Annotated in this window: 19 protein-coding genes; 13 read left to right on the top strand and 6 right to left on the bottom strand. The window is 66.1% G+C overall.

Annotated features, from left to right (window positions below; genetic code table 11):
• Positions 1-2 precede the first annotated feature (2 nt).
• From LK459_RS08310 to LK459_RS08280, 7 genes are all read left to right on the top strand, one after another.
• The gene (locus tag LK459_RS08310) at positions 3-929 is read left to right on the top strand and encodes an alpha/beta fold hydrolase (protein WP_227922709.1); all 927 of its coding nucleotides are present in this window, start codon (positions 3-5) and stop codon (positions 927-929) included.
• A gap of 43 nt (positions 930-972) precedes the next feature.
• Positions 973-1,767, top strand: a complete 795-nt coding sequence (locus tag LK459_RS08305; protein ID WP_007240081.1) for a DUF3137 domain-containing protein — start codon at positions 973-975, stop codon at positions 1,765-1,767.
• A 44-nt stretch (positions 1,768-1,811) separates the two neighbouring features.
• Positions 1,812-2,363, top strand: a complete 552-nt coding sequence (locus LK459_RS08300) for a LemA family protein (RefSeq protein WP_407648788.1) — start codon at positions 1,812-1,814, stop codon at positions 2,361-2,363.
• 132 nt (positions 2,364-2,495) lie between these two features.
• Entirely contained in the window at positions 2,496-2,990 is a 495-nt protein-coding gene (rraA, locus tag LK459_RS08295; RefSeq protein ID WP_227922705.1) for a ribonuclease E activity regulator RraA, read from the top strand.
• A gap of 44 nt (positions 2,991-3,034) precedes the next feature.
• A complete protein-coding gene (locus tag LK459_RS08290; RefSeq protein WP_227922704.1) occupies positions 3,035-4,588 on the top strand; it encodes a succinic semialdehyde dehydrogenase in 1,554 nt (517 codons plus the stop codon).
• A 230-nt stretch (positions 4,589-4,818) separates the two neighbouring features.
• Positions 4,819-6,957 (top strand): glycosyltransferase family 39 protein, encoded by a 2,139-nt coding sequence (locus LK459_RS08285; protein ID WP_227922702.1) that lies wholly within the window; start codon positions 4,819-4,821, stop codon positions 6,955-6,957.
• Between the two features lie 127 nt (positions 6,958-7,084).
• Positions 7,085-7,945: an alpha/beta fold hydrolase gene (locus LK459_RS08280; RefSeq protein ID WP_227922701.1), complete on the top strand. Its 861-nt coding sequence runs from the start codon at positions 7,085-7,087 to the stop codon at positions 7,943-7,945.
• A gap of 39 nt (positions 7,946-7,984) precedes the next feature.
• Here the strand turns inward: LK459_RS08280 and LK459_RS08275 are convergent, their stop codons facing one another.
• Together LK459_RS08275 and LK459_RS08270 are read right to left on the bottom strand one after the other, a co-directional pair.
• Positions 7,985-8,626, bottom strand: a complete 642-nt coding sequence (locus LK459_RS08275; RefSeq protein ID WP_227922699.1) for a hypothetical protein — start codon at positions 8,624-8,626, stop codon at positions 7,985-7,987.
• A 105-nt stretch (positions 8,627-8,731) separates the two neighbouring features.
• Entirely contained in the window at positions 8,732-9,424 is a 693-nt protein-coding gene (locus LK459_RS08270) for a DUF6474 family protein (protein WP_007240091.1), read from the bottom strand.
• Between the two features lie 132 nt (positions 9,425-9,556).
• Here LK459_RS08270 and LK459_RS08265 point away from each other — a divergent pair, with 132 nt between their 5' ends.
• Entirely contained in the window at positions 9,557-11,269 is a 1,713-nt protein-coding gene (locus LK459_RS08265) for a TM0106 family RecB-like putative nuclease (protein ID WP_227922698.1), read from the top strand.
• On the opposite strand, the gene LK459_RS08260 is transcribed toward LK459_RS08265, so the two are convergent.
• Positions 11,219-12,130, bottom strand: coding sequence for a hypothetical protein (locus tag LK459_RS08260; protein ID WP_227922697.1), 912 nt, complete (start codon positions 12,128-12,130; stop codon positions 11,219-11,221). The genes LK459_RS08265 and LK459_RS08260 overlap by 51 nt on opposite strands.
• 313 nt (positions 12,131-12,443) lie before the next feature.
• Here LK459_RS08260 and LK459_RS08255 point away from each other — a divergent pair, with 313 nt between their 5' ends.
• The 3 genes from LK459_RS08255 to LK459_RS08245 are packed head-to-tail and all read left to right on the top strand — an operon-like array spanning position 12,444 to position 14,665.
• A complete protein-coding gene (locus tag LK459_RS08255) occupies positions 12,444-12,983 on the top strand; it encodes a helix-turn-helix transcriptional regulator (RefSeq protein ID WP_007240094.1) in 540 nt (179 codons plus the stop codon).
• 21 nt (positions 12,984-13,004) lie between these two features.
• Positions 13,005-13,547 (top strand): hypothetical protein, encoded by a 543-nt coding sequence (locus LK459_RS08250; protein WP_227922696.1) that lies wholly within the window; start codon positions 13,005-13,007, stop codon positions 13,545-13,547.
• Positions 13,548-13,558: 11 nt separating this feature from the next.
• Positions 13,559-14,665, top strand: coding sequence for an MAB_1171c family putative transporter (locus LK459_RS08245; protein WP_227922695.1), 1,107 nt, complete (start codon positions 13,559-13,561; stop codon positions 14,663-14,665).
• Between the two features lie 139 nt (positions 14,666-14,804).
• Here the strand turns inward: LK459_RS08245 and LK459_RS08240 are convergent, their stop codons facing one another.
• The 3 genes from LK459_RS08240 to LK459_RS08230 form a co-directional block, all read right to left on the bottom strand.
• Entirely contained in the window at positions 14,805-15,566 is a 762-nt protein-coding gene (locus LK459_RS08240) for an SDR family NAD(P)-dependent oxidoreductase (RefSeq protein WP_227922694.1), read from the bottom strand.
• A gap of 123 nt (positions 15,567-15,689) precedes the next feature.
• Complete coding sequence (locus tag LK459_RS08235) at positions 15,690-16,415, bottom strand: TMEM165/GDT1 family protein (protein WP_227922692.1); 726 nt, start codon at positions 16,413-16,415, stop codon at positions 15,690-15,692.
• A 119-nt stretch (positions 16,416-16,534) separates the two neighbouring features.
• Entirely contained in the window at positions 16,535-17,059 is a 525-nt protein-coding gene (locus tag LK459_RS08230; protein WP_007240099.1) for a hypothetical protein, read from the bottom strand.
• 175 nt (positions 17,060-17,234) lie between these two features.
• Between LK459_RS08230 and LK459_RS08225 the strand changes: the two genes are divergently transcribed.
• Together LK459_RS08225 and LK459_RS08220 are read left to right on the top strand one after the other, a co-directional pair.
• Positions 17,235-19,361: an ABC transporter ATP-binding protein gene (locus tag LK459_RS08225; RefSeq protein ID WP_227923635.1), complete on the top strand. Its 2,127-nt coding sequence runs from the start codon at positions 17,235-17,237 to the stop codon at positions 19,359-19,361.
• Positions 19,358-20,104, top strand: coding sequence for an energy-coupling factor transporter transmembrane component T family protein (locus tag LK459_RS08220; RefSeq protein WP_227922690.1), 747 nt, complete (start codon positions 19,358-19,360; stop codon positions 20,102-20,104). The genes LK459_RS08225 and LK459_RS08220 overlap by 4 nt, the downstream gene beginning before the upstream one ends.
• The last annotated feature ends 82 nt before the right edge of the window (positions 20,105-20,186 follow it).

Genomic DNA, 20,186 nt, shown 5'->3' with positions numbered 1-20,186 from the left:
CTGTGCAGGGCGGTCAGGGTGAGGTTGATCGGCCGCCACCAGGGCGGTTCGTGAACGTCGAGGGCCAGCGCGTCCACGTCGTCGACGAAGGGTCGGGCACACCGCTGCTGTTGATGGCGGCGATGGGCAGCAACTGGTTCGATCTCGATCATCTCGCGGTCCGACTCGTCGAACGCGGCTGGCGGGTGATCCGCTTCGACCGGCCGGGATACGGCCTGTCGGAGCCGCTTCCTCGAGGTCGCGTCCTGACGCTCCGGCTCGAGGTGTCGTGGATGGTCGGGGTGCTCGACGAACTCGGCGTCGTCGAGCCGGTCACCGTCGTCGGACATTCGGTTGCCACCCTCTATGTGGAGGCCTTTGCGCGTCTACACCCGGCACGCACCGCAGGTATCGCAATGCTCGACGGGTCGTATGTGCTCTTACCTTGGCGGTTCCTGCCGCTCGGCGCGCGAATCGACAACGCGCACAGGGCTGTCGGTGCGGGTCGTGCGATCACCAAGCGTCTCCGACTCCCGCGGCGCGGATTCTCACGTATGCGCACCGTGGTGCTCCCGACGCCGCCGGAGGGCTTCTACGACCACGAACATTACTGGGCTGGACGGTTTTTCGGCGGTTGGCCGATGCTGTTGGCCACGATGGTCGAGAACGCGGCGTTCCCGACGCTCAACGCCTCGCTGCGTCGAATGCGTAAACACAGTCCGATGCCCGACGTTCCGGATGTCGTCGTCGCCGCATTGTCGGGGCCGAAGCCGTGGCGCAGTTTCTGGTTGTGGAAACAGTCACGCTATGCCCGCATGCTCGGCGGTCGACTGGTGCCGGTGGCTGCAAGCCACTTCGTGGTGCTGGAGATACCGGACGAGATCGCCGACGTGATCGACGATCTCGGTGCTGCGGAGCGCGAAGCGACGCCGAGACATTCACCTGACTGACGGCTCTCCGGTGGTCGAAGAGTTCGATCGCTAGGGTATCCGCATGACATCGGCGGGACCGTTCTGGTCGAGATCCTGGTTCACCTCGCTGATCACAGCGGTCACGTTTGTCGGATTGGTCGCTTTTCACGTCTGGTGGTGGATGGGCCATGGAAAGCCAGTGGCGTGGATACTCCTACTCGGCACGCCCTTTCTCGCATTCCTGCCTGCCGGGGTGATCGCCAAGCTGTCGCAACGTCGATGGGCGCGTGAATGGGCGCAGGCCAACGGATTCGCGTACTTTCCGGAAACGAATTGGCCGGTTCCGACATGGGATTTCCCGCCCTTCTCGACGGGACGCGCACGTGCCAAGCGTGTCCGCGACGGGATGAGCGGAATGGTGGGCACCCATCCGGCCACCTTCTTTCGATACACCTGGATCAACAACAATCGAGTGCAGATCACGACGCATCAGCGCAGCGTGTTCGTGCTGCGGCTACCGACGGCTCTTCCGCGGTTGACCCTCGGAACCACCATGGACCTGTCGACCGGGAAACGCGTCGAGTTCGAGTCCGAGGATTTCAACAGCAGGTTCTTCGTCCACTCGACCGACCCCGGCTTCGCGCATGCGGTGTTCACGCCCAGGACGATCGACGCCTTGATGTCGTTGCGCAAGGCGCGTGGTGCGCTGCTGGTGACCAAGATCGAGATCGCGGGCAGTGAGCTTGTCGCGACCTCGACGATGGCCAGCAGACCGGAGGCAATCACCGCGGTATTCGAGGTGATGCGCATCATCGCCGACGGTATTCCGCGCTACCTGTGGATTGATCGAGGCCAGAACGAAGGGGCGTGGCAGTGAGTACGTGGGTCATCATCGTGGTGGTCGTCGTGGCGGTGCTCGTCATGATCACCTGGTATTTCTCGTCTTTCAACAGCTTTGTGCGCCTGCGTAATCTGGTCGACGAGTCGTGGCGACAGGTCGATGTGGAACTGCAGCGGCGGCACGACCTGGTGCCGAACCTGGTAGCGACCGTGTCTGCGTCGGCTGCTTTCGAACAGACGACTCTCGAATCGGTCACGAGTGCGCGCGCCGCGGCGTTGAATCTCGGTCAGGACGCCGACGTCGCCGCGATCGCGTCCGCCGAGAATCTGTTGTCGGCCGCGCTGTCGCGACTGCAGGCGTTGACCGAGCAGTATCCGCAACTCCAGGCGGTTCGTGGCTACGACGCACTGCGCCGAGAACTCGAGGACACGGAGGACCGGATCGCTGCGGCGCGTCGGCTCTACAACGGCAACGTGCGTGCGCTGAACACGCGGATCGAGTCGATGCCCGCGTCGCTGGTTGCCTCGGTGCATCACGTACCGCGCGCCGAGTACTTCGAGATCAGCGAACCCGCACGGCGCGCCGTCGACGTCGCGGGTCTGCTGAACCCAGACGGCGACCAGGGCCGTTGACACCGGGTCGCCGCATCGGATCAACGACGAGGTAACAGCGACGAGGTAGCCGTCCGCCCGTGCCGGTGTGGGTAAGGGTTGTTTTCGCTACCCGCCGGTAACCGCAGGTACCCATGACTGTGCGTCACACCTATGCTGTACGTCATGGCAGAGCTCACCTTCACGCCCACAGCCGACCTCGTCGACGAGATCGGTGCAGACGTCCGAAGCTGCGACACCCAGTTCACCCAGTACGGCGGGGTGCGCGAGTTCGTGGGCACCGTGACCACCGTCCGGTGCTTCCAGGACAACGCGCTGCTCAAATCCATCCTCGGTGAGGCGAATCCCGGCGGGGTGCTCGTCATCGACGGTGATGCGTCGGTACACACCGCGCTGGTCGGCGACATCATCGCGGAGCTCGGGCGTTCGAACGGGTGGGTCGGGATCATCGCCAACGGCGCTATCCGCGACGCCAAGACCATCGGCGGAATGGAGATCGGTGTGAAGGCGCTCGGAACCAACCCGCGCAAGTCCACCAAGTCCGGAGCGGGCGAGCGCGACGTGCCGGTGACGCTCGGTGGAGTCACCTTCACCCCCGGCGACACCGTGTATTCCGACGACGACGGCATCGTGCTCGTCGCGCCCTGACCTGATCCTTCCGTCACTACTCGCTCACGCACCAGGAGGCCCCGATGCCCAAGCCAACTCCCGACTATTTCGACCGCCTCGGCGCCTTGGTCGCGATCGACAACGCGGCTGCACGCCCCACCCGCTCCATTCTCGAGGCATTCAGCGGCGTCGAGATGGCGACCATCCCGGTCGGTACCGCAGAAGACCTCGAGACCGCGGTGTCGCGAGCGCGGGCCGCGCAGCAGGGGTGGGCGAAGCAGTCCCCGGACGAGCGCGCCAAGGTGCTCAAGAAGTTCTCCGAACTTGTGCACTCCAACGCGGCGTCGTTGATGGACATCGCGCAGGCCGAGACCGGTAAGGCCCGATCCTATGCGCAGGAAGAGGTCATCGACGTCGCACTGACGGCGCGCTATTACGCGACGCACGGCCCGAAGATGCTCGCCGAGCGGAAGGTCCAGGGCATGCTTCCCGGCGCCACCAAGGTGCGGGTGCGGTATCAACCCAAGGGCGTCGTCGGTGTCATCAGTCCGTGGAATTACCCGCTGACCCTGGCGGTTTCGGATGCGGTGGCCGCTCTGCTCGCGGGCAACGGGGTGGTGATCAAACCGGACAGCCAGACGCCGTACTGTGCCCTCGCCCTGGCTGAACTGCTGTACGAGGCTGGTTTGCCGCCTGCGCTCTTCGCTGTGGTTCCGGGTCCGGGAAGCGTTGTGGGACAAGCCATCATGGCCAATTGTGATTACGTGATGTTCACCGGTTCGTCGGAGACCGGCGCGTCGCTCGCCGAGCAGGCGGGTCGTCGACTCATCGGTTTCTCGGCGGAGCTCGGTGGCAAGAACCCGATGATCGTCACGGCCAACGCCAAGATCGACCACGCCGTCGAAGGCGCTGCGCGCGCGTGCTATTCGAACTCCGGACAGCTGTGTATCTCGATCGAGCGGCTCTACGTCGACAAGGCGATCTCCGACGAGTTCACCGAGAAGTTCGGCGCCTTCGTGCGCGACATGAAGCTCGGCGCCACCTACGACTTCACCGTCGACATGGGATCACTGGCCTCGGCGGCACAGGTCGAGACGGCCGAAGCGCACGTCGACGACGCCGTAGCGAAGGGTGCAACGGTGATTGCCGGTGGCAAGCGTCGTGCCGACCTCGGCCCGTTCTTTTTCGAGCCGACGGTGCTGTCGGGTGTCACCGACGAGATGACATGCTTCCGCAACGAGACGTTCGGGCCGGTGGTGTCCGTCTATCCCGTCGACTCCACCGACGAGGCGATCAAGCTGGCCAACGACACCGACTACGGACTCAACGCGAGCGTGTTCGCCGGGAGCAGTGAGGAAGCGCAGGCCATCGCCGAGCAGTTGCGTGCCGGGACCGTCAACATCAACGAGGGCTACGCCGCCGCGTGGGCGTCGACCGCTGCGCCGATGGGCGGCATGGGCATCTCGGGGGTCGGCCGACGACACGGCGAAGAGGGATTGCTCAAGTACACCGAGCCGCAGACGATCGCCGAGCAGCGCTTCATCGGCATCGACAAGGCTCCCGGCGTGCCGAAGAACGTCTACCGCGCGGTGACGCCGCTGGCGGTTCGGTCGCTGAAGTTCTTGCCGGGACGGTAGTTCGGCGGGAAGCACGGCGACGCGACGGGCCCGACCGTGAGAAACACGTGTTCCTGACATCTGCGAGTGAAGTTCTGTGCGCATCTGTCAGGAACACGTGCATTTCGCGCGCCTTGTCGCCGACTGACGCACCCGCGCGCTCACAGACTTCTCCCAGTGAGGGTCCAGGGTCGCGGTAGCGGGGTCTCGGACTCTGGTAGTCGAACCGAACCGAGACTTCTGGAGGAACGATGACCGCAGTTCTGGAGCGGCCGGACGTGTCGCCGCCCGCCGACGATTCGCCGCCGACTCACAAGCGCGCACGCCGGGCGCGACGGCCCGTGCGGTGGAGCCCGTTCGCACTCGCTGGGTTGCTCGTGGCCACCGCAGCGCTCTACCTGTGGAATCTGTCGGCCAGCGGCTACGGCAACACGTTCTACGCGGCCGCGGCGTGGGCGGGCTCCGAGAGCTGGAAAGCGTGGTTCTTCGGCGCGCTCGACCCGTCGAACTTCATCACCGTCGACAAGCCCCCTGCCTCGTTGTGGGTGACCGGATTGTCGGTGCACATCTTCGGCATGAACAGTTGGGCCGTGTTGGTGCCGCAGGCGCTCATGGGGGTTGCGGCCGTGGCACTGATGTACGTGACGATGCGTCGGGTGATCACCGATCCACGGCAGGGGACCGTTGCGGGACTGATCGCCGGTGCGGTGCTCGCCTTCACGCCCGCAGCTGCGCTGATGTTTCGCTTCAACAACCCCGACGCCCTGCTGGTGCTACTGATGGTCGCGGCAGGCTACTGCCTTGCACGGGCGATCGCGACGAACTCCGGGCGGTGGCTTGTACTGGTCGGTGTCGCACTGGGTTTCGCATTCCTGACCAAGATGCTGCAGGGCCTGCTGGTGCTGCCCGCATTCGGACTCGCATACCTGCTCTTCGCAAACAACGGGTGGCTCAGGAGGATTGCGCAGTTGCTCGGTGCCGCTGTGGCTCTCGTCGTGTCCGCAGGGTGGTTCGTCGTCGCGACGATTCTGACTCCCGCGAGTTCGCGCCCCTACATCGGCGGGTCGACGAACAACACCTTCATGGACCTCGTGTTGGGCTACAACGGCGTGGGCCGCATCAGCGGTGGTTCAGGTGGCGGACCGGGCGGAGGAGGTGCGGGCGGCTCCTTCGGCGGCTCGACGGGCCTGAGTCGGCTCTTCAGCTCGGAGATGGGTAATGAGATCTCGTGGCTGCTGCCCGTATCGCTGTTCGCGATCACCTTCTGTGTCTATCTGATGATCCGTAGCTTCCCGATCTTCAGCTACCGCAACGGAATTCACCGCACCGAAGGCGGCGCCGTGGTTGCCTGGGGCGGTTGGCTGCTGGTTACCGCGATGATCTTCAGCTACATGAGCGGGACCATCCATCCCTACTACACCGTTGCCCTGGCGCCTGCCGTCGCTGCGATGGTTGCTCTCGGTGGGGTGTTCGCATGGCGACGCCGCGCCAACTGGGACGGACGAATTGCGTTGAGTGTCATCATCGGACTCGCCGCCTGGTGGTCGATCGTCTTGCTCAACCGCAACGAGTGGGGACCGCTGTGGTGCCGGTGGATCATCGGTGTCGTCGCCGTGTTCGCAGTGATCGGTGTGCTCGCAGGGGGTGCGCTCGGACTCAAGAAGCTGTTCGTGGCCTCGGTGATCGCGGGCGCGATCGCGGGATTCGCTGGGACGGCGGCGTTCTCGATCGCCACCGCAGCGACAGCGCACCACGGCTCGATTCCGACGGCTGTGCAGACCAACGGCGTCCAGGGCGGAATGGGAGGCCCGGGCGGCGGCGGACCCGGCGGAACCCGTGGCGCACAGAGCGGTAGCGCCCCGAACGGCACGGCCCAGAGTGGCACCGCTCAGAGCGGCACGGTGCCCAACGGTGTGGCGCAACCGAACGGGAGCGGAACCGCGCAGTCGGGAACAGCGCAGTCGGGAACAGCGCAGTCGGGGACAGCGCAGTCGGGAACAGCGCAGGCCCAGAGTGGCGCCCAGCGCGACCGCACACGCGGTGGTGGTATGGGAATGGGCGGTCCGGGCGGCGAGTCGTCGACCAACGCCGAGTTGGTGAAGCTGCTGAAGAACACCAACACCACCTGGGCGGCAGCGACCAACGGGTCGCAGTCGGCGTCGACCATCGAGATCGCATCGGGCAAGGCCGTGATGGCGATCGGCGGGTGGAGCGGTGATCCCGCGCCGACGCTCGACGAGTTCAAGCAGTACGTGAAGGACGGCAAGATCGCGTACTACATCGGCGGTGGTCAGGGCGGTCCCGGCGGCAACTCGGCGATCTCGACCTGGGTGGCGCAGAACTTCACGGCGACGACGGTCGGAGGCACGACGGTGTACGAGTTGATCTGACCGAGCGGCGATGCCGGGTCGAGGCGTCGACACGTATCGTCGAGGAACCAGCGGCGGCCCATTTCCGTGAGCGGGGGCCGCCGCTGGTTCTGATGCGAGCGCCAGTCGACCCGGAATCGGAGAGGCCATGTCCGACAAGATCACTCAGTTCACGCGAGACGGATTGCTCTTCGACGTCGCGGACTCCGGCCCACAGTCACCGACGGCGTCGGAACTCCCGGTCATTCTGCTGCACGGTTTTCCCGAGCGCGCCTCGTGCTGGGAGGGAGTGACATCGTTACTCAACGAGCGCGGGTTACGAACCGTCGCGCCAGATCAGCGCGGATACTCACGGGGTGCTCGGCCACGACCCATCCGCGCCTATCGGATGGATGAGCTCGTCGACGACGTGATCGCGCTCGCCGACGCACTCGACGCCCCGCGTTTCCATCTGGTCGGACACGACTGGGGCGCGTCCGTCGCATATCTGGTGGCTGCCGGACATCCCGACCGTGTGGCGACGCTGACGACCCTGGCCGTTCCGCATCCGGCAGCCTTCCTCCGGGCGATGCCGCACGGTCAGGCGATCAAGTCGTGGTACATGGCGTTCTTCCAACTCCCCGGACTGCCCGAGCGGGCGCTCACCTACCTCGCGAGGAGTGGCGGCGGCCCCGGCGGCCGCTTCGAGTTGTATCCGGGCTACTCGGAGCGGCTGTCGCGCGAGATCGTCGACGACGGCGCGCTGACCGGCGGACTCAACTGGTACAGGGCGATGCGTTACCAGTCGGTGCGCTCGCTCGCGGACGAGATCGTCCGGGTGCCGACCACCTACGTCTACGGTGACAAGGACTCGTTCCTCGGCAAGGCAGGCGCACGCGGTTGTGCTGCCTTCGTCGACGCGCCATACGAGTTCATCGTTGCCGAGGGCGTCGATCACTGGATGCCGGAACGTGTCCCCGAACTCGTCGCCGACGCGGTCGTCGCACGCGTGGAGTCGCAGCCGAGCTGACGTCGCCGACCGAGTTGAATCATCGGCCACGCCGAAGGGCTAGCGTCGGTGTCGCCGCCAACGCAAAACGATCAGCAGTGCGACAGCCAGAGCGGCGAGAGCTCCACCGATCGCACCGAAGGCGATGGGCATTGCGGGGTTCATCGCGGGGACTCTTGTCTCGCCGGCACTGACTCGTGCGAAACCGGCTCTCCGAGCGTCGGATTCGGCGACAGGGTCGCGCTGTGCGGGCGTAGCCGGCGACTGTGGGGCAGGGGCCGAGGTCGTAGAGGCCGCGGCGAGCCGCGCTGGCGTCGGCTCGTCGGCGGTCTCGAACAACGTCGGCTCCCCCGTGGCCGCGGGCGGAGTGGCCTTCGGGGGTGCCTTCTTCTCCGCAGCCTTCGTGGGCGGGGCTTTCTTCGCCGGCGACGGATTCGCCTTCTTGGCGGGGGCCTTCTTTGCTGCGGGGGACCGGTCACCGGCTGCAGGCCCGTTCGTGGCAGTGGACTTCTTCCCCGGAGTCGTCTTCTTTGCGCCCCCGGTCTTCTTTGCGCCCGCAGTCTTCTTTGCGACGGCGGACTTCTTGGCGGGAGCGGACTTTCTGGCCGCGGCAGGCTTCTCGGCGGGCTCGGTCGTCTCGCCAGTCGTTGCCTTCTGCGACGTGTCGTCGGACGGTGTGTCGCCAGAAGTCGGGTCGGTCATGTCGGGACGCCCCCTGCAGGTCGGTCTGGATGAGTCCTCATCGTAAGCACGGCGTCGACTACGTGTCAGACGCTCTCGACGCCGTGCGCGATCGAGCGAATGCGATTACGTACGCACCCCGAGCCGGGCCATCACGTCGGCATCGATGGCGCTCAACTCGTTGTCGACTGCCTTGTGTGCGGTCTTGCGCTGCGGAGCAGCCATCGATTCGGCAGCGTCGACCGCGATCGCGAGGTTGTCCAGGCGTGCCGTCATGGCGTCGACGAACTGCTTGGTGTCAGACGACGTGTCCTGCGCGGACACCTTCTGCAACGATGTGCGCAGCGCCTCGATCCGAGCCAGGAGAGGCGCGCCGTAGCCCGAGTACTTCACCAACTGCGACGGCGACACGCCGATCCGCTTGGCCTGGAGTTCGGTGACCTTGCCGCGCCCCGCGACGGCGGCACGGTAGACCACGGGCACCGCGATCGGTGCCACCAAACGTGCCACGGTGAGGAATCGTTTGACGCTCGCGGGACTGAACGGCTTGGCGTCGGCAGTCGCTTTTGCTTTCGCGGCAACGGTTTTGGCTTCGGCTTTCGCGATCTTCTGTGCAGCCTTCGCCTCGGCCTTGACTGTCTTGCGCTGGGCCTTCAGCTGCTTCTCGACGACCTTGGTGCGCGATTTGTGCAATTCCTTGGACGCTTTACGCCTGTCCTTCGCAGCCAGCTTCGCTTCGACCTTCGCCTTGGCCTTGAGCGCTTTGGTCTCCGCGCGTCGCTGTGCACGAGTCTTACCGTCGGACGAGAACAATCCCATGCGGGCACCTTTCCCTGCGCCAGTTTGCTACAAGCATTGCATAGGCTCGACACAGACCGATCACATCCGTCACACCGGCGGTGCGATCGACAGCCCATGTGTCCGATGAGCCGGTGAGAATCGAGGTGAGGTGTGGCTGCGGCCGTGTTGCATCCACGCGACCTGGCAGGGTGCGAGCACCGGGTCGCGCTCGACTTCGGCCACCCCGACCTCGTCCGCGACCGCGCCGACACCCCCGAGGCGGCCCGCCGGAAGGAATCAGCGCAACTCCGTCGTGAGCGGGTCCGCGACCTGTTGATCGGACTCCACAGCGGCGAGCCGGAAGGGACGTTCGTCGTCGTCGACGACGGTCCGCATGCGCAGCGAGTCGCTGCCACGCGTGCGGCGTGCGCAGCGGGGGCGACGTGGATCTGGAATGCGACGCTGCCCACCGACCGTGAGCACGGCAGGCGCGGCCACTCGGAGTTGCTGTTGCGTGTCGGCGGACCCGACGATGCCGCGTGGGGCTACATCCCGATCATCGTGGTCAACCATCGCGTGACGTATCCGGCCCGGTCACCCCGCCTGAACACCATCGAACCGCCGAAACTGATCACCAGTCCGCTGTGGGGGTGGATTCCGGCGCCCGATCCGTTCCGCTCACCCCGCAGCAATCGGCGCGACCAGCTGCGTCTGGCACATCTGACGCAGATGCTGCTCGACGAAGGCCTCGCGCCCGGCGTCGCAGAGGACGAGTTGCGTGCGGGCGTGATCGGACTCGACGCCGACTGCATCGTCGTCCATCACATCGGGACGTCGTTGCCGGAGTATCGCGAGGTCTTCGACCGCAGACAGCTCATCGCCGCGGGCGAGATCGCGACGACGCCGCGCAGGATAGGCGAGTGCCGCGGATGTCCGTGGTGGGGGCGTTGCGGTCCCGAACTCGAGGCACGACGCGACGTCAGCCTGGTCGCCAACGGCAATCAGGGTGATGCACTCCGGGCAGCGGGGATCACGACGATCGACCAGCTCGCACGGTTCGAGGGCGATCCGCCCGCGGACTGGCCTGCCAATCAGAGTTTCGACGACGCCGTGGTCGGCGCGATCGCGTGGCTCGCCGACATCGCGCTGATCCGGCGGGTCGAGATCCCGACAGTCGCACGGGCCGACGTCGAGGTCGACGTCGACATGGAGAGCTTCGGGGAGGACGGGGCGTATCTGTGGGGCACTCTGCTGACCGACACCACCGACCCCGACCGTGAGGTGATCTATCGGGGATTCGCCACCTGGACACCGCTGCCGACCGCCGACGAGGGTCGTGCCTTCGCGGAGTTCTGGACGTGGCTGATGACCCAACGCGCCGACGCGCACGCAGCGGGCAAGACCTTCGCTGCCTATTGCTATTCGGAGCAGGCAGAGAACCGGTGGCTGCGGGCGTCGGCCGACCGGTTCGGCGACCAGCAGGGCGTACCGTCCCGAGCCGAGGTCGAGCAGTTCATCGCCTCTCCGGAGTGGGTGGACGTTTTCGAAGCCGTCGGACGCAACTTCGTCGCACCGAACGGCAAGGGACTCAAGCGGGTTGCTCCGGTAGCAGGATTCACGTGGCGCGATGCCGAGGCCGGCGGTGAGGCGTCGATGGACTGGTACCGGCAGGCCGTCGGGATCGGTGGCGTCGACGTCGACCTCAGCCAGCGCGACCGACTGCTCGAATACAACGAGGACGACGTGCGCGCGACCAAGGTGCTGCGCGAGTGGATGGATGGTCGCGGGGTCGGGCAACTACCGCTGGCCGCCGACTTGCTTGCATTCCGACGCTCAGGCGCGAGTCGAGCGGAGAGCATCGAGGAACGACCCGCTCCCGAGTAGCGCGACAGCGCCGAGAAGAAGAAGTGCGCCGGGGGCGATGTCGGCGACGAATCCCGTCACACTGCTCAGGGTGATGCCCTGGGACCTGGTGGGTGTCGACGCCGCGTGCTTCTCAGCGGACGCCTGCGACGGGGCCGAGTGTGAACCGCTCGGCACAGACGGCTGCGCGCCGCCTGCGGCGGGGGAGGAGTCCTGTGGCTGGGCTGCCGAGAGCCGTGGTGCACCCGCAGGCGGCGGCGCCATCGGCACCGCCAGTGCGGCTGCCGGGGGTGCGGCCGGGACGGGCGCAGAACCGCCGGGTGAGGCCGAGCCCGGCGGACCGGGCGCTGCAGGTGCGGCATTGCCTCCGGAACCCGCCCCGGGGCCCGGCGGTGTACCGGCTGACGGCCCGACGGGCGGTACGACAGGCGCCGCACCCGAGTGCGTCGTCGTCGAGCTGGATTCCACCTTCGTCGTCGAATCGTCACTGCTGGTTGAGCCGGTGCTCGGCGCCACCGAGCCGGTTTCCGACGGCCCGGTGGTTTCCGACGGCTCGGCGGTGGTGTTGGTCGGGGTTTCGGATTTGGTCGGTTGCGTCGGGACCGGCGTACCGGTGTGGTGGTGACCCGACCCGTGCCCCCCGTGCCCAGAACCGCCGTGCCCAGAACCGTGGTGGCCGCCGCCGTGGTCGGAGCCGTCGTGCCCCGAGCTGCCGCCGCCGTGCGACGACCCGCCCTGTCCGGTGCCGCCGCCGGTCTCGGGTTCGTCGGCCCAACCGATACCACTGCCGATCGACAGGAACACCACGGCACACAGTGCGAGAATCAGAGCAGACACGCGCCCCCGCGCCGGGCGGCGATTGTCGCTGACGCGATGCGCCATTCTGCACTCCTGACCGTTTCTTGACCTCGATATCCGTGCAAACGGTACCGTGGTCCGCATAATAGAGGACGTTGTAATCAGATCGAGATGAAATGTTCACCCACGGGGAGGTGTTCGTGATCAAACTGTGAATAATGCCACAGCCATGGATTGGTAACGACATCGTGGCTGGTTACCAGCTCGTCGGCGGGGATGCAGTGTTCACTTAGCACGGTCATCGTTGCATCGGGGATGCGTGACGAGCTTTAATGTTTGCAAGTTCAAATGTCGGCTTTCGGAGAGTTGAATGACTTCACAAGGGACGGATAAGCCCATGGGTGACGCCGGTAGGGGTGGGTCCGACGTGCGCTCCGGGTCCGTTGATCCAGGTTTGTTTGCTAGACGGCTCGAAGAGCTTTTTCGGACGGTGCCGGGCCCGAACGGACGCGCATACAGCGCGAAGGCGATAGCTGCCCGTAGTACGGAGCGGGGATTCAGGCTGGGGGAGTCGTACCTGAGCCAGCTGCGTTCGGGTAAGGCCAAGTCGCCGTCGTTTCGGACCGTAGAGGGAATCGCCGCTGCTTTCGGGGTGGATGTCCACTACTTCCTCGAGGACAGGGCCGCGCAACGGACGCGCGACGAGATCGATCTGATGCGGCTGCAGGCCGACACAGACGTCCAGTTGGCCGCATTCCGCCTCGCTGGACTGTCCAGTGATTCGGTCACCGTGGTCAACGAACTGATCAAGGTGCTCCGCGAGCAGCAGGGTCTGCCCAAGGACCCGCCGGACGTGGTGGCTGCGGGCCTGACCGACGACGAGGCCGAGGCCATCGAGGCCCGGCTGCGAGTCGTCGGCTTGGCCAATGACGACTAGAACCGCACGGACCTGCATTCTGTGACATCGTCAGGATCGACCGACGAGGGCCCCCGCCGCAGCCAGCGGTCTCTGTGGGCCTTCGTTCGCCGTTCTCTCGACGGACTCGACCTCGACCTCCCGCTCGACGTCGAGCAGCTCTGTGAGCGGTATGGCCAGCGGCGTGGTCGTCCCATCAAGCCGCTCCCGTACGCACTTCCCGCGGGCATGCCGAACGGGGTGTGGCTCGCGGCCAGGGACGCGGACTACTTCTTCTACCAGGAGAACACGTCGCCGCTTCACCGAGACCAGATCATCGTGCACGAGTTCGGGCACCTCATCGCCGGGCACCAGATGCTCGGCGAGGCGTCGTTGACGGCTCCGCCCGCCGCTGCGGGAGACGAATCCGACGCCGCACTGCGTCGAACGTGCTACTCCGACGTGCGCGAGTGGGAAGCCGAGACGTTGGCTTCTATGATCCTGACGTGGGCCCAATCGGCAGGTAACAGTGTCGGGGTGACCGCCGACAACAAAGAGGTACGTGGCCTCCAACGTCTCCTCGGAGGGCACAAAGGCTGGCTGTGAGGTGACTGGAGATGCCCGGGATCATCAATCTCGTAGCACTCGTCGTCTTCGTGCTCGCGCTGTGCTGGCGGTTGGACCGCATCAGACGCGGTGACGGGGGTCTGCAGGCCATCGCGATGACGGTCGCGATCTCCGCGTTGACACTGGCCTTCGTGGTGAGCGCCAAGACAGGCGCACACTTTCTCGACGAACACATCTACGTCGGCGTCTCGAGATGGCTCTTCTACGCTCTGCTCGCACTCGGTGTGGCGGCGCTGATCGTCGTGTTCTTCTTTCCCAGCGGGGATTCGACCCGAGAACGCCGTGCGGGGCACGAAGCGTTACCGCTCGTCGTCGCCCTGATCGGCCTGCAGGTAGCGCTGCTGGTCACGCCGACCTCGCTGCGCGCGTCGTCGGTCAGCGAATGGAGCTTCAAGAACTGGGGGTTCGCGCTCTTCTACGTGATCGCCAGCGCGTACCTCGCGTATGGCTTCGGCGCGTGCCTGTACAACGTGCGCAAGTTCTATCGCATGGCGCAGGGGTATCTCCGGTTCTCACTCGGCTTGTTGGTCATCGGGTTCGCGCTGCTCACCATCGCCTCGATCCTGCAGGTCCTTGCCGTTCTCGGAAGCGCGAGCGGCCTTGTGGGGGCGGTCAATTCGCTGATCGCAGTGCGCACTCTCGAGATCGTCGGGGTCGTTGTCTTTCTCCTGGGCATCAGCTTTCCGATGCTGCACTCGCGCTGGACCGGAATCGCCGCGCGGCGCCGCCATCGACGTGATGCGACCGCACTCGAGCCGCTGTGGCAGCTGGTGACGGCCGCGATCCCCGAGGTGGTGCTGCCAACAGAGAGCAACTCGCCGACGCAGCGTCTGCATCGCGAGGTCGTCGAGATCAGAGACGCGCTGACCCAGTTGAGCCCTCTCGTGCCGGACGAGTTCGACGAGGTCGACGACGAGGTGAAGGTCGCGATGTTGCGCGATGCCGTCGAGGCCTACCGAGAGGAAGGTGGCGCGTCGGGTCCGGTGCGGCCGATGGTCCCCGCCGACGGCGGCGGGCTCGACGCCGAGGCCGCACCCCTCATCCGGCTGTCCCGCTTCGTCGCACTCGAGGACGCGAGCGTCGATTCGGCCGCATGACCCCTCGCGAGCGCGCGGCGCGCCGATGGCGCGTTCGAGGGGGCAGCGCTCACGAGGGGCCCCGCGCTCGTGAACGCGCGGCGCTCACGAGGGTCTCGGGGGTTACACCGGGCATCTGGTTACACCGGGCATCTGCAGCTCAGCGCGGAGCCATTCGTAGCGCGCCGTCCATGCGGATGGTCTCGCCATTGAGGTAGTTGTGCGTGACGATGAATTCCGCCAGCTCGGCGTACTCAGCCGCTTCTCCGAGCCGGTGCGGGAACGGGATCGCCTCCGCGAGGGTCTTCTGGAACTCGGGTGTGATGCCCGCGAGCATCGGTGTGCTGATCGTTCCCGGCGCGATGGTGCAGACCCGAATGCCCACGCGCGCGAGGTCGCGAGCCGCGGAGATGGTCATCGCATGCACGCCTCCCTTCGACGCCGCGTATGCGATCTGTCCGATCTGCCCCTCGAACGCCGCGACGGATGCGGTGTTCACGATGACGCCGCGCGCGCCGTCGGCGTCGACCTCCGGCTCGTCCTTCATCTGGTTGGCCGCCAGTCGCATCACGTTGAATGTGCCGACGAGGTTGATGTCGACGATCTTGCGGAACAGGTCGAGGTCGTGTGGCCCGTCCTTGGTGAGGATGCGCGAGGCCCATCCGACGCCAGCGCAGTTGACGGCGACGCGCAGCGGAGCCCCCGCAGCAGCGATGGTGTCGATGGCCGACTGCACCTGTGCCTCGTCGGTGACATCGGTCGGAATCAATGTGACGCCGCCGGCGGGGGCGGCCTTGTCGATGGAGGGAGCCAGGTCGAGACCGAAGACCTGAGCCCCGGCAGCCGCGAAGCGGGCGGCGGTCGCTGCGCCCAGTCCTGACGCTGCACCGGTGACGAGCACTGAGGAGCCGGAGATGTCCATCGGCGGGATTTCCTTTCGGTTGGCGGTCGGTCTGCATCACCATAAATGGGGACCGCCACCCGAATACGAGGAACCCCTAGTAAAACCGACCGATCGCTCGGGAAATGCCCCTATCGACGAATGTCACTGCAGGTCAGGACCGGAACCGGTGCGGACCGGATGGGCATGGGGAGCGTCGTCATCGAGCTTTGCCCGGTGAACCCTGTGGATGTAGTAGGAACCGACCCCGACTAGCACCACCACCACGGACAGCGTCGCGACGACGGTGATCGACGACGAGTCGCGCAGGCCCTTGTAGAGCAACCACGCGGCGAAACCGAAGAACAGCACCGACGCGCCGATCGCGATGGTCCGCTCGGGCAGGTGCTTGCCGAGCAGGGCACCGAGCGCAATCGCCAGCGCGTCTGCGGCCACCATGCCGAGTGTCGAGCCGATCCACACACCCAGCCAATTGCTGTGCGCGGACAGTGTGATGGTGGCGAGCATCGTCTTGTCGCCGAGTTCGGCGAGGAAGAACGAGGACATCACCGCGAAGAACACCGATTTGCCGACGCGGTCGGCCTTGCCCTGCTCGGCGTCGTCGAGGCTGTCGCCGCGCAGCGTCCACAGGCCGAAGACCAACATAGCGATGCCCGCGACGATGGACATCACGTTCGATGGGATCGACAGGCCGAGGAAGTGTCCGAAGAACACCGACACCGCGTGCACCGCAGTGGTGGCGACGGTGATCGCGAGCAGGACGACCCACCACTTGTAACGCAGTGCGTAGGTCATAGCCATCAGCTGCGACTTGTCGCCGAGTTCGGCGACGAAGATCACGCCGAAACTCAACAGCAGGGCAGCAATCATGAACGCAAGGTTAGTCAGACCTCACTCACAGTTGCAACAGATCGCAGAGCCGCATTTGTGCTGGTAGGGGGCTCAAATCCGGAAGTTCGGGTACCCGGAGAACGGCGATTCGGATGATCTCAGGCGACCAACAACATGGCCAGGACTGCGGTGTCGGGGTCGGCATTGGGGTCGATTCCGACCTTGTTGCGCAGATTGACGACCGTGCCGTCGGCCTCGGCTTCAGCCCACCCTGCGCGGTGTTCGAGCCCGAGCTCGGGCAGCCCTGGGAGCAATACGCAGCCCGACGCGACGTCGGAGCACTCGGGCAGTGACGGGCGCGTGCGCGAGGGTGGGTGCAGCATCACCAGAGCGGGTGGGTTGCTGTCGAATTTGCCGGCTTCGACAAAGCTGTCGTCGACGACATTGCCGATGGCGACCATCATTCCGACCGCGGGTTCGTCGAGGTCCTCGGGTCGTTCCTCGACCACCCGGAATATCGTGGTCGTCGGTAGGAAGCCGGGTCGGCAGGCGATGCGTACCGAGGCGACGAGGGTCTGGGTCCATTCGAGTGTCGACTCCGGCCAGCGTCCAGAGATGAGGATTCCGTTGAGGTGTCCGCTCTGATGAACCGGCGTGAGTCCGATCGGGATCGACGACTGCATCTGTTGACCTCCGTCTCCGTGTGGAGTGAACGTGAGAGAAATATCCACCCGCCGGTGCTCGCCGTCCAGCCGAAGCGCCGTGTTGTGACGCTTCGTTTACACGGTGTAACGACAGACGCGACCAGGGGTGGTCGGGGTCACCAGGCACTATGGATACGTGCACTCCCCGTCCGATATGTCAGGCGCGCGAACTCGCGGCGCGTTACGTCCGCTCGAGATCGCATGGATCGCGATCTTCGGCGGACTCGCCGTTGCGGCGGTCGTCATCGGTTCTGTCATTCCCCTGGCCGGCGCGGTTCGTCTGCTCGCGCCCGTTCCACTCGCGCTGATCGGGGCGCGCACGCGTCCGCGCGCAATGGTCGCCGCGACCGTCTCGACCGCTGCCGTGAGCTTCGCGATGGCCGGGTCACGGGCTGCGCTCGCCCTGCTCGGTGCAGCGGTGGTCGGAGGTGTCGTCGGCGAGATCAAGCGGCGTGGACGCGGCTGGCCGACGCTGCTCGTCGTCTCCGCGGTCGCGTCGCCACTGATCGGTGGGGTGTCGGTTGTGGCGCTGCTGATCCTGAAACCGCTGCGTGAGCTGGCGCTCGAAGCGACGTCGAACACGCTCGGCGGGATTGCGAAGTGGGTCGGGAAGATCCCGTCGGCGCAATCGTTGGCCGACGGCATCGACGGCCTGCGCGACAACGTCGTCACGTACTGGTGGGCGTGGATGTGGTCGATGGGTGCGGCGGGCACCCTCCTCACGATGGTGGTCGCCTGGTGGATTCTCGGCGCAGTGATCGATCGGCTCGCCGACATCCCGAGCGAGGACACTCTCGACGACGCCGCCACCGAAAACGACGGCAGGCAGGTCAACCCGCTGCCATTGCAACTCGACCACGTCGGATTCTCCTACCAGTCCGACGGACCGGAAGTCCTCTCTGACATAGACCTGCGGATCGCGCCGGGCGAATTCGTCGCCGTCGTCGGAGCCAATGGGTCGGGTAAGTCGACACTGTCGAAGATCCTCGCCGGTCGGCGACCGACCACCGGCGCCGTCCACCGGCCGGGTGCGGCCGGGCTCGGCAGGCACGGCGGAACCGCGATGGTGCTGCAGCGTCCGGAAACGCAGATGCTCGGCGCACGCGTGGCCGACGACGTGGTGTGGGGCCTTCCCGAGGGAACCGATGTCGACGTCGACGCGCTGCTCGCCGAGGTCGGGTTGGCCGGGCTCGGTGATCGGGAGACCTCCGACCTCTCGGGCGGCCAGCAGCAACGCCTGTCCATCGCAGCAGCACTCGCGCGCGATCCCGCGCTGCTGATCGCCGACGAGGCGACGTCGATGGTCGACCCGGCGGGACGTGCCGAGATCCTCGAGGTTCTCGGCGACCTGCCACGCACCCGCGGCATCGCCGTCGTGATGATCACCCATCGCGCGGTCGAGGCTGTCGCCGCCGACCGCATCGTGCACCTGGTCGCGGGTCGTATCGTGCCCTACAGCCCCGACTGGTTGTCGGAACTACACGAGGCCGAAGCCGGGGCGGCCAGCAGGTACGAACTCGACGCGTCGTGGCATGAGGCGTCGAGCGGCGACGTGATGTCGGGGCCGGAACCGACGAGCGAGCCCGTGCTGTCACTGAGTGGTGTGGGATACACGTACCTGCTCGGATCCCCGTGGGAGGTCAACGCCCTCCACGACGTCGACCTCACCGTCCATCGCGGCGAGGGACTGCTGATCGTCGGCGGAAACGGTTCGGGCAAAACAACTCTCGCGTGGATCATGGCCGGGCTCATCGAACCGACCGACGGCACGTGTCTGCTCCACCTGCCCGAGCGGCAGGGTCTGGGCGAGCCTGTGAGCAAGCATGTCGGTGAGGTCGGGCTCGCATTCCAGCACGCACGTCTGCAATTGCAGAAGCCGAACGTCGGCGACGACATCATGGCGGTCGGTGGCCTCAAGATCGGGACGACCGAGGTGGCGCGCACGCTCGAGTCCGTCGGGCTACCGCGGACGATGGCAATCCGTCGGATCGATGCGCTCAGCGGCGGTCAGATGCGGCGCGTCGTGCTGGCCGGGCTGATCGCGCGAGCCCCGCAGGTGATGATCCTCGACGAGCCGCTCGCCGGACTCGATCCCGTGGCGCGCGACGAGGTGATCGCATTGCTGGCCACACTCCGTGCCGATGGCATGACCATCGTGATCATCTCGCACGACTTCGCCTCCCTGGGCCAACTGTGCACACGACGGGTACGGCTTGCCGGCGGAACGCTGGTTCCCGACGCCGAATCCGCAGACAACCCGATGCCGAGGAGGACGCCATGAGCATGCGCACCGTCCCGTTGCGCCAGGTGCCCGGCGACTCACCGATCCATCGGCTCTGGGCGGGTACCAAGCTGATCGGGGTGTTCGTGCTGGGACTGATGACCGTGGTGCTGCCGACCTGGCCGTCGCTCGTTCTGGTCGCAGGGGTCATGCTCGTCACCGCGGTCATCGCCGGGATCCCGCTGGGCGCGGTGCCGCGGCCACCCTGGTGGTTCTGGGGCCTGATCGCGATCGGCGTCGCGGTCAACGCGTCCTTCGGCCTCGCCGCCGCGATCGTCTTCCTCCGCGCGATCGCGCTCGCCCTCGTGTTGGTCGCCAGCTCGGTGCTCGTCATCTGGACGACACCGATGGCCGAGGTGGCCCCAGCTCTCGCGCGGCTGATGTGGCCGCTACGAAAGCTACGCATGCCCGTCGACGAGTGGGCGGTGTGTATCGCGCTGTGTCTGCGCGGGCTGCCGCTGTTGATCGAGGAGATCCGGCTGCTCGTCGCAGTGCACCGGTTGCGCCCGACCTCGGGACGTTCGGATCACCCGTCGGCCGAGATGGGGATCATGGACATGGTGATCGCAGCCATGTCGTCGGCGCTGCGTCGGAGTTCGGAGATGTCGGAAGCGATCACTGCGCGCGGCGGTACCGGCCGGCTGACAGCTACGAAGTCCGGACCGCATCGACGGGATGCGATCGCGCTCGGTCTTCTGGTGATCGTGTGCGCCGTCGCGATCACGTTGTCGATGGTGTTGTAGACGCGCCCGATCCACCTCGTCTGTGCACATCTACCTTCGGCACCGCTAAAGGTAGATGTGCACCGATGAGGTATTTCGTACG

The organism is Gordonia otitidis, from assembly GCF_020735545.1.
Classification (GTDB): domain Bacteria; phylum Actinomycetota; class Actinomycetes; order Mycobacteriales; family Mycobacteriaceae; genus Gordonia; species Gordonia otitidis.
This window is presented reverse-complemented; position numbering and strand designations above follow the sequence as displayed.

Bases quoted from the DNA above. Each gene is read 5' to 3' on its own strand.
- LK459_RS08300 (WP_407648788.1), top strand. From the start codon at position 1,812: ATGATCACCTGGTATTTCTCGTCTTTCAACAGCTTTGTGCGCCTGCGT.
- LK459_RS08220 (WP_227922690.1), top strand. From the start codon at position 19,358: ATGAGCATGCGCACCGTCCCGTTGCGCCAGGTGCCCGGCGACTCACCG.
- LK459_RS08240 (WP_227922694.1), bottom strand. From the start codon at position 15,566: ATGGACATCTCCGGCTCCTCAGTGCTCGTCACCGGTGCAGCGTCAGGA.
- LK459_RS08225 (WP_227923635.1), top strand. From the start codon at position 17,235: ATGTCAGGCGCGCGAACTCGCGGCGCGTTACGTCCGCTCGAGATCGCA.
- LK459_RS08305 (WP_007240081.1), top strand. From the start codon at position 973: ATGACATCGGCGGGACCGTTCTGGTCGAGATCCTGGTTCACCTCGCTG.
- LK459_RS08280 (WP_227922701.1), top strand. From the start codon at position 7,085: ATGTCCGACAAGATCACTCAGTTCACGCGAGACGGATTGCTCTTCGAC.
- LK459_RS08285 (WP_227922702.1), top strand. From the start codon at position 4,819: ATGACCGCAGTTCTGGAGCGGCCGGACGTGTCGCCGCCCGCCGACGAT.
- LK459_RS08275 (WP_227922699.1), bottom strand. From the start codon at position 8,626: ATGACCGACCCGACTTCTGGCGACACACCGTCCGACGACACGTCGCAG.
- LK459_RS08235 (WP_227922692.1), bottom strand. From the start codon at position 16,415: ATGATTGCTGCCCTGCTGTTGAGTTTCGGCGTGATCTTCGTCGCCGAA.
- LK459_RS08230 (WP_007240099.1), bottom strand. From the start codon at position 17,059: ATGCAGTCGTCGATCCCGATCGGACTCACGCCGGTTCATCAGAGCGGA.
- LK459_RS08245 (WP_227922695.1), top strand. From the start codon at position 13,559: ATGCCCGGGATCATCAATCTCGTAGCACTCGTCGTCTTCGTGCTCGCG.
- LK459_RS08255 (WP_007240094.1), top strand. From the start codon at position 12,444: ATGGGTGACGCCGGTAGGGGTGGGTCCGACGTGCGCTCCGGGTCCGTT.
- LK459_RS08270 (WP_007240091.1), bottom strand. From the start codon at position 9,424: ATGGGATTGTTCTCGTCCGACGGTAAGACTCGTGCACAGCGACGCGCG.
- LK459_RS08260 (WP_227922697.1), bottom strand. From the start codon at position 12,130: ATGGCGCATCGCGTCAGCGACAATCGCCGCCCGGCGCGGGGGCGCGTG.
- rraA (WP_227922705.1), top strand. From the start codon at position 2,496: ATGCTGTACGTCATGGCAGAGCTCACCTTCACGCCCACAGCCGACCTC.
- LK459_RS08290 (WP_227922704.1), top strand. From the start codon at position 3,035: ATGCCCAAGCCAACTCCCGACTATTTCGACCGCCTCGGCGCCTTGGTC.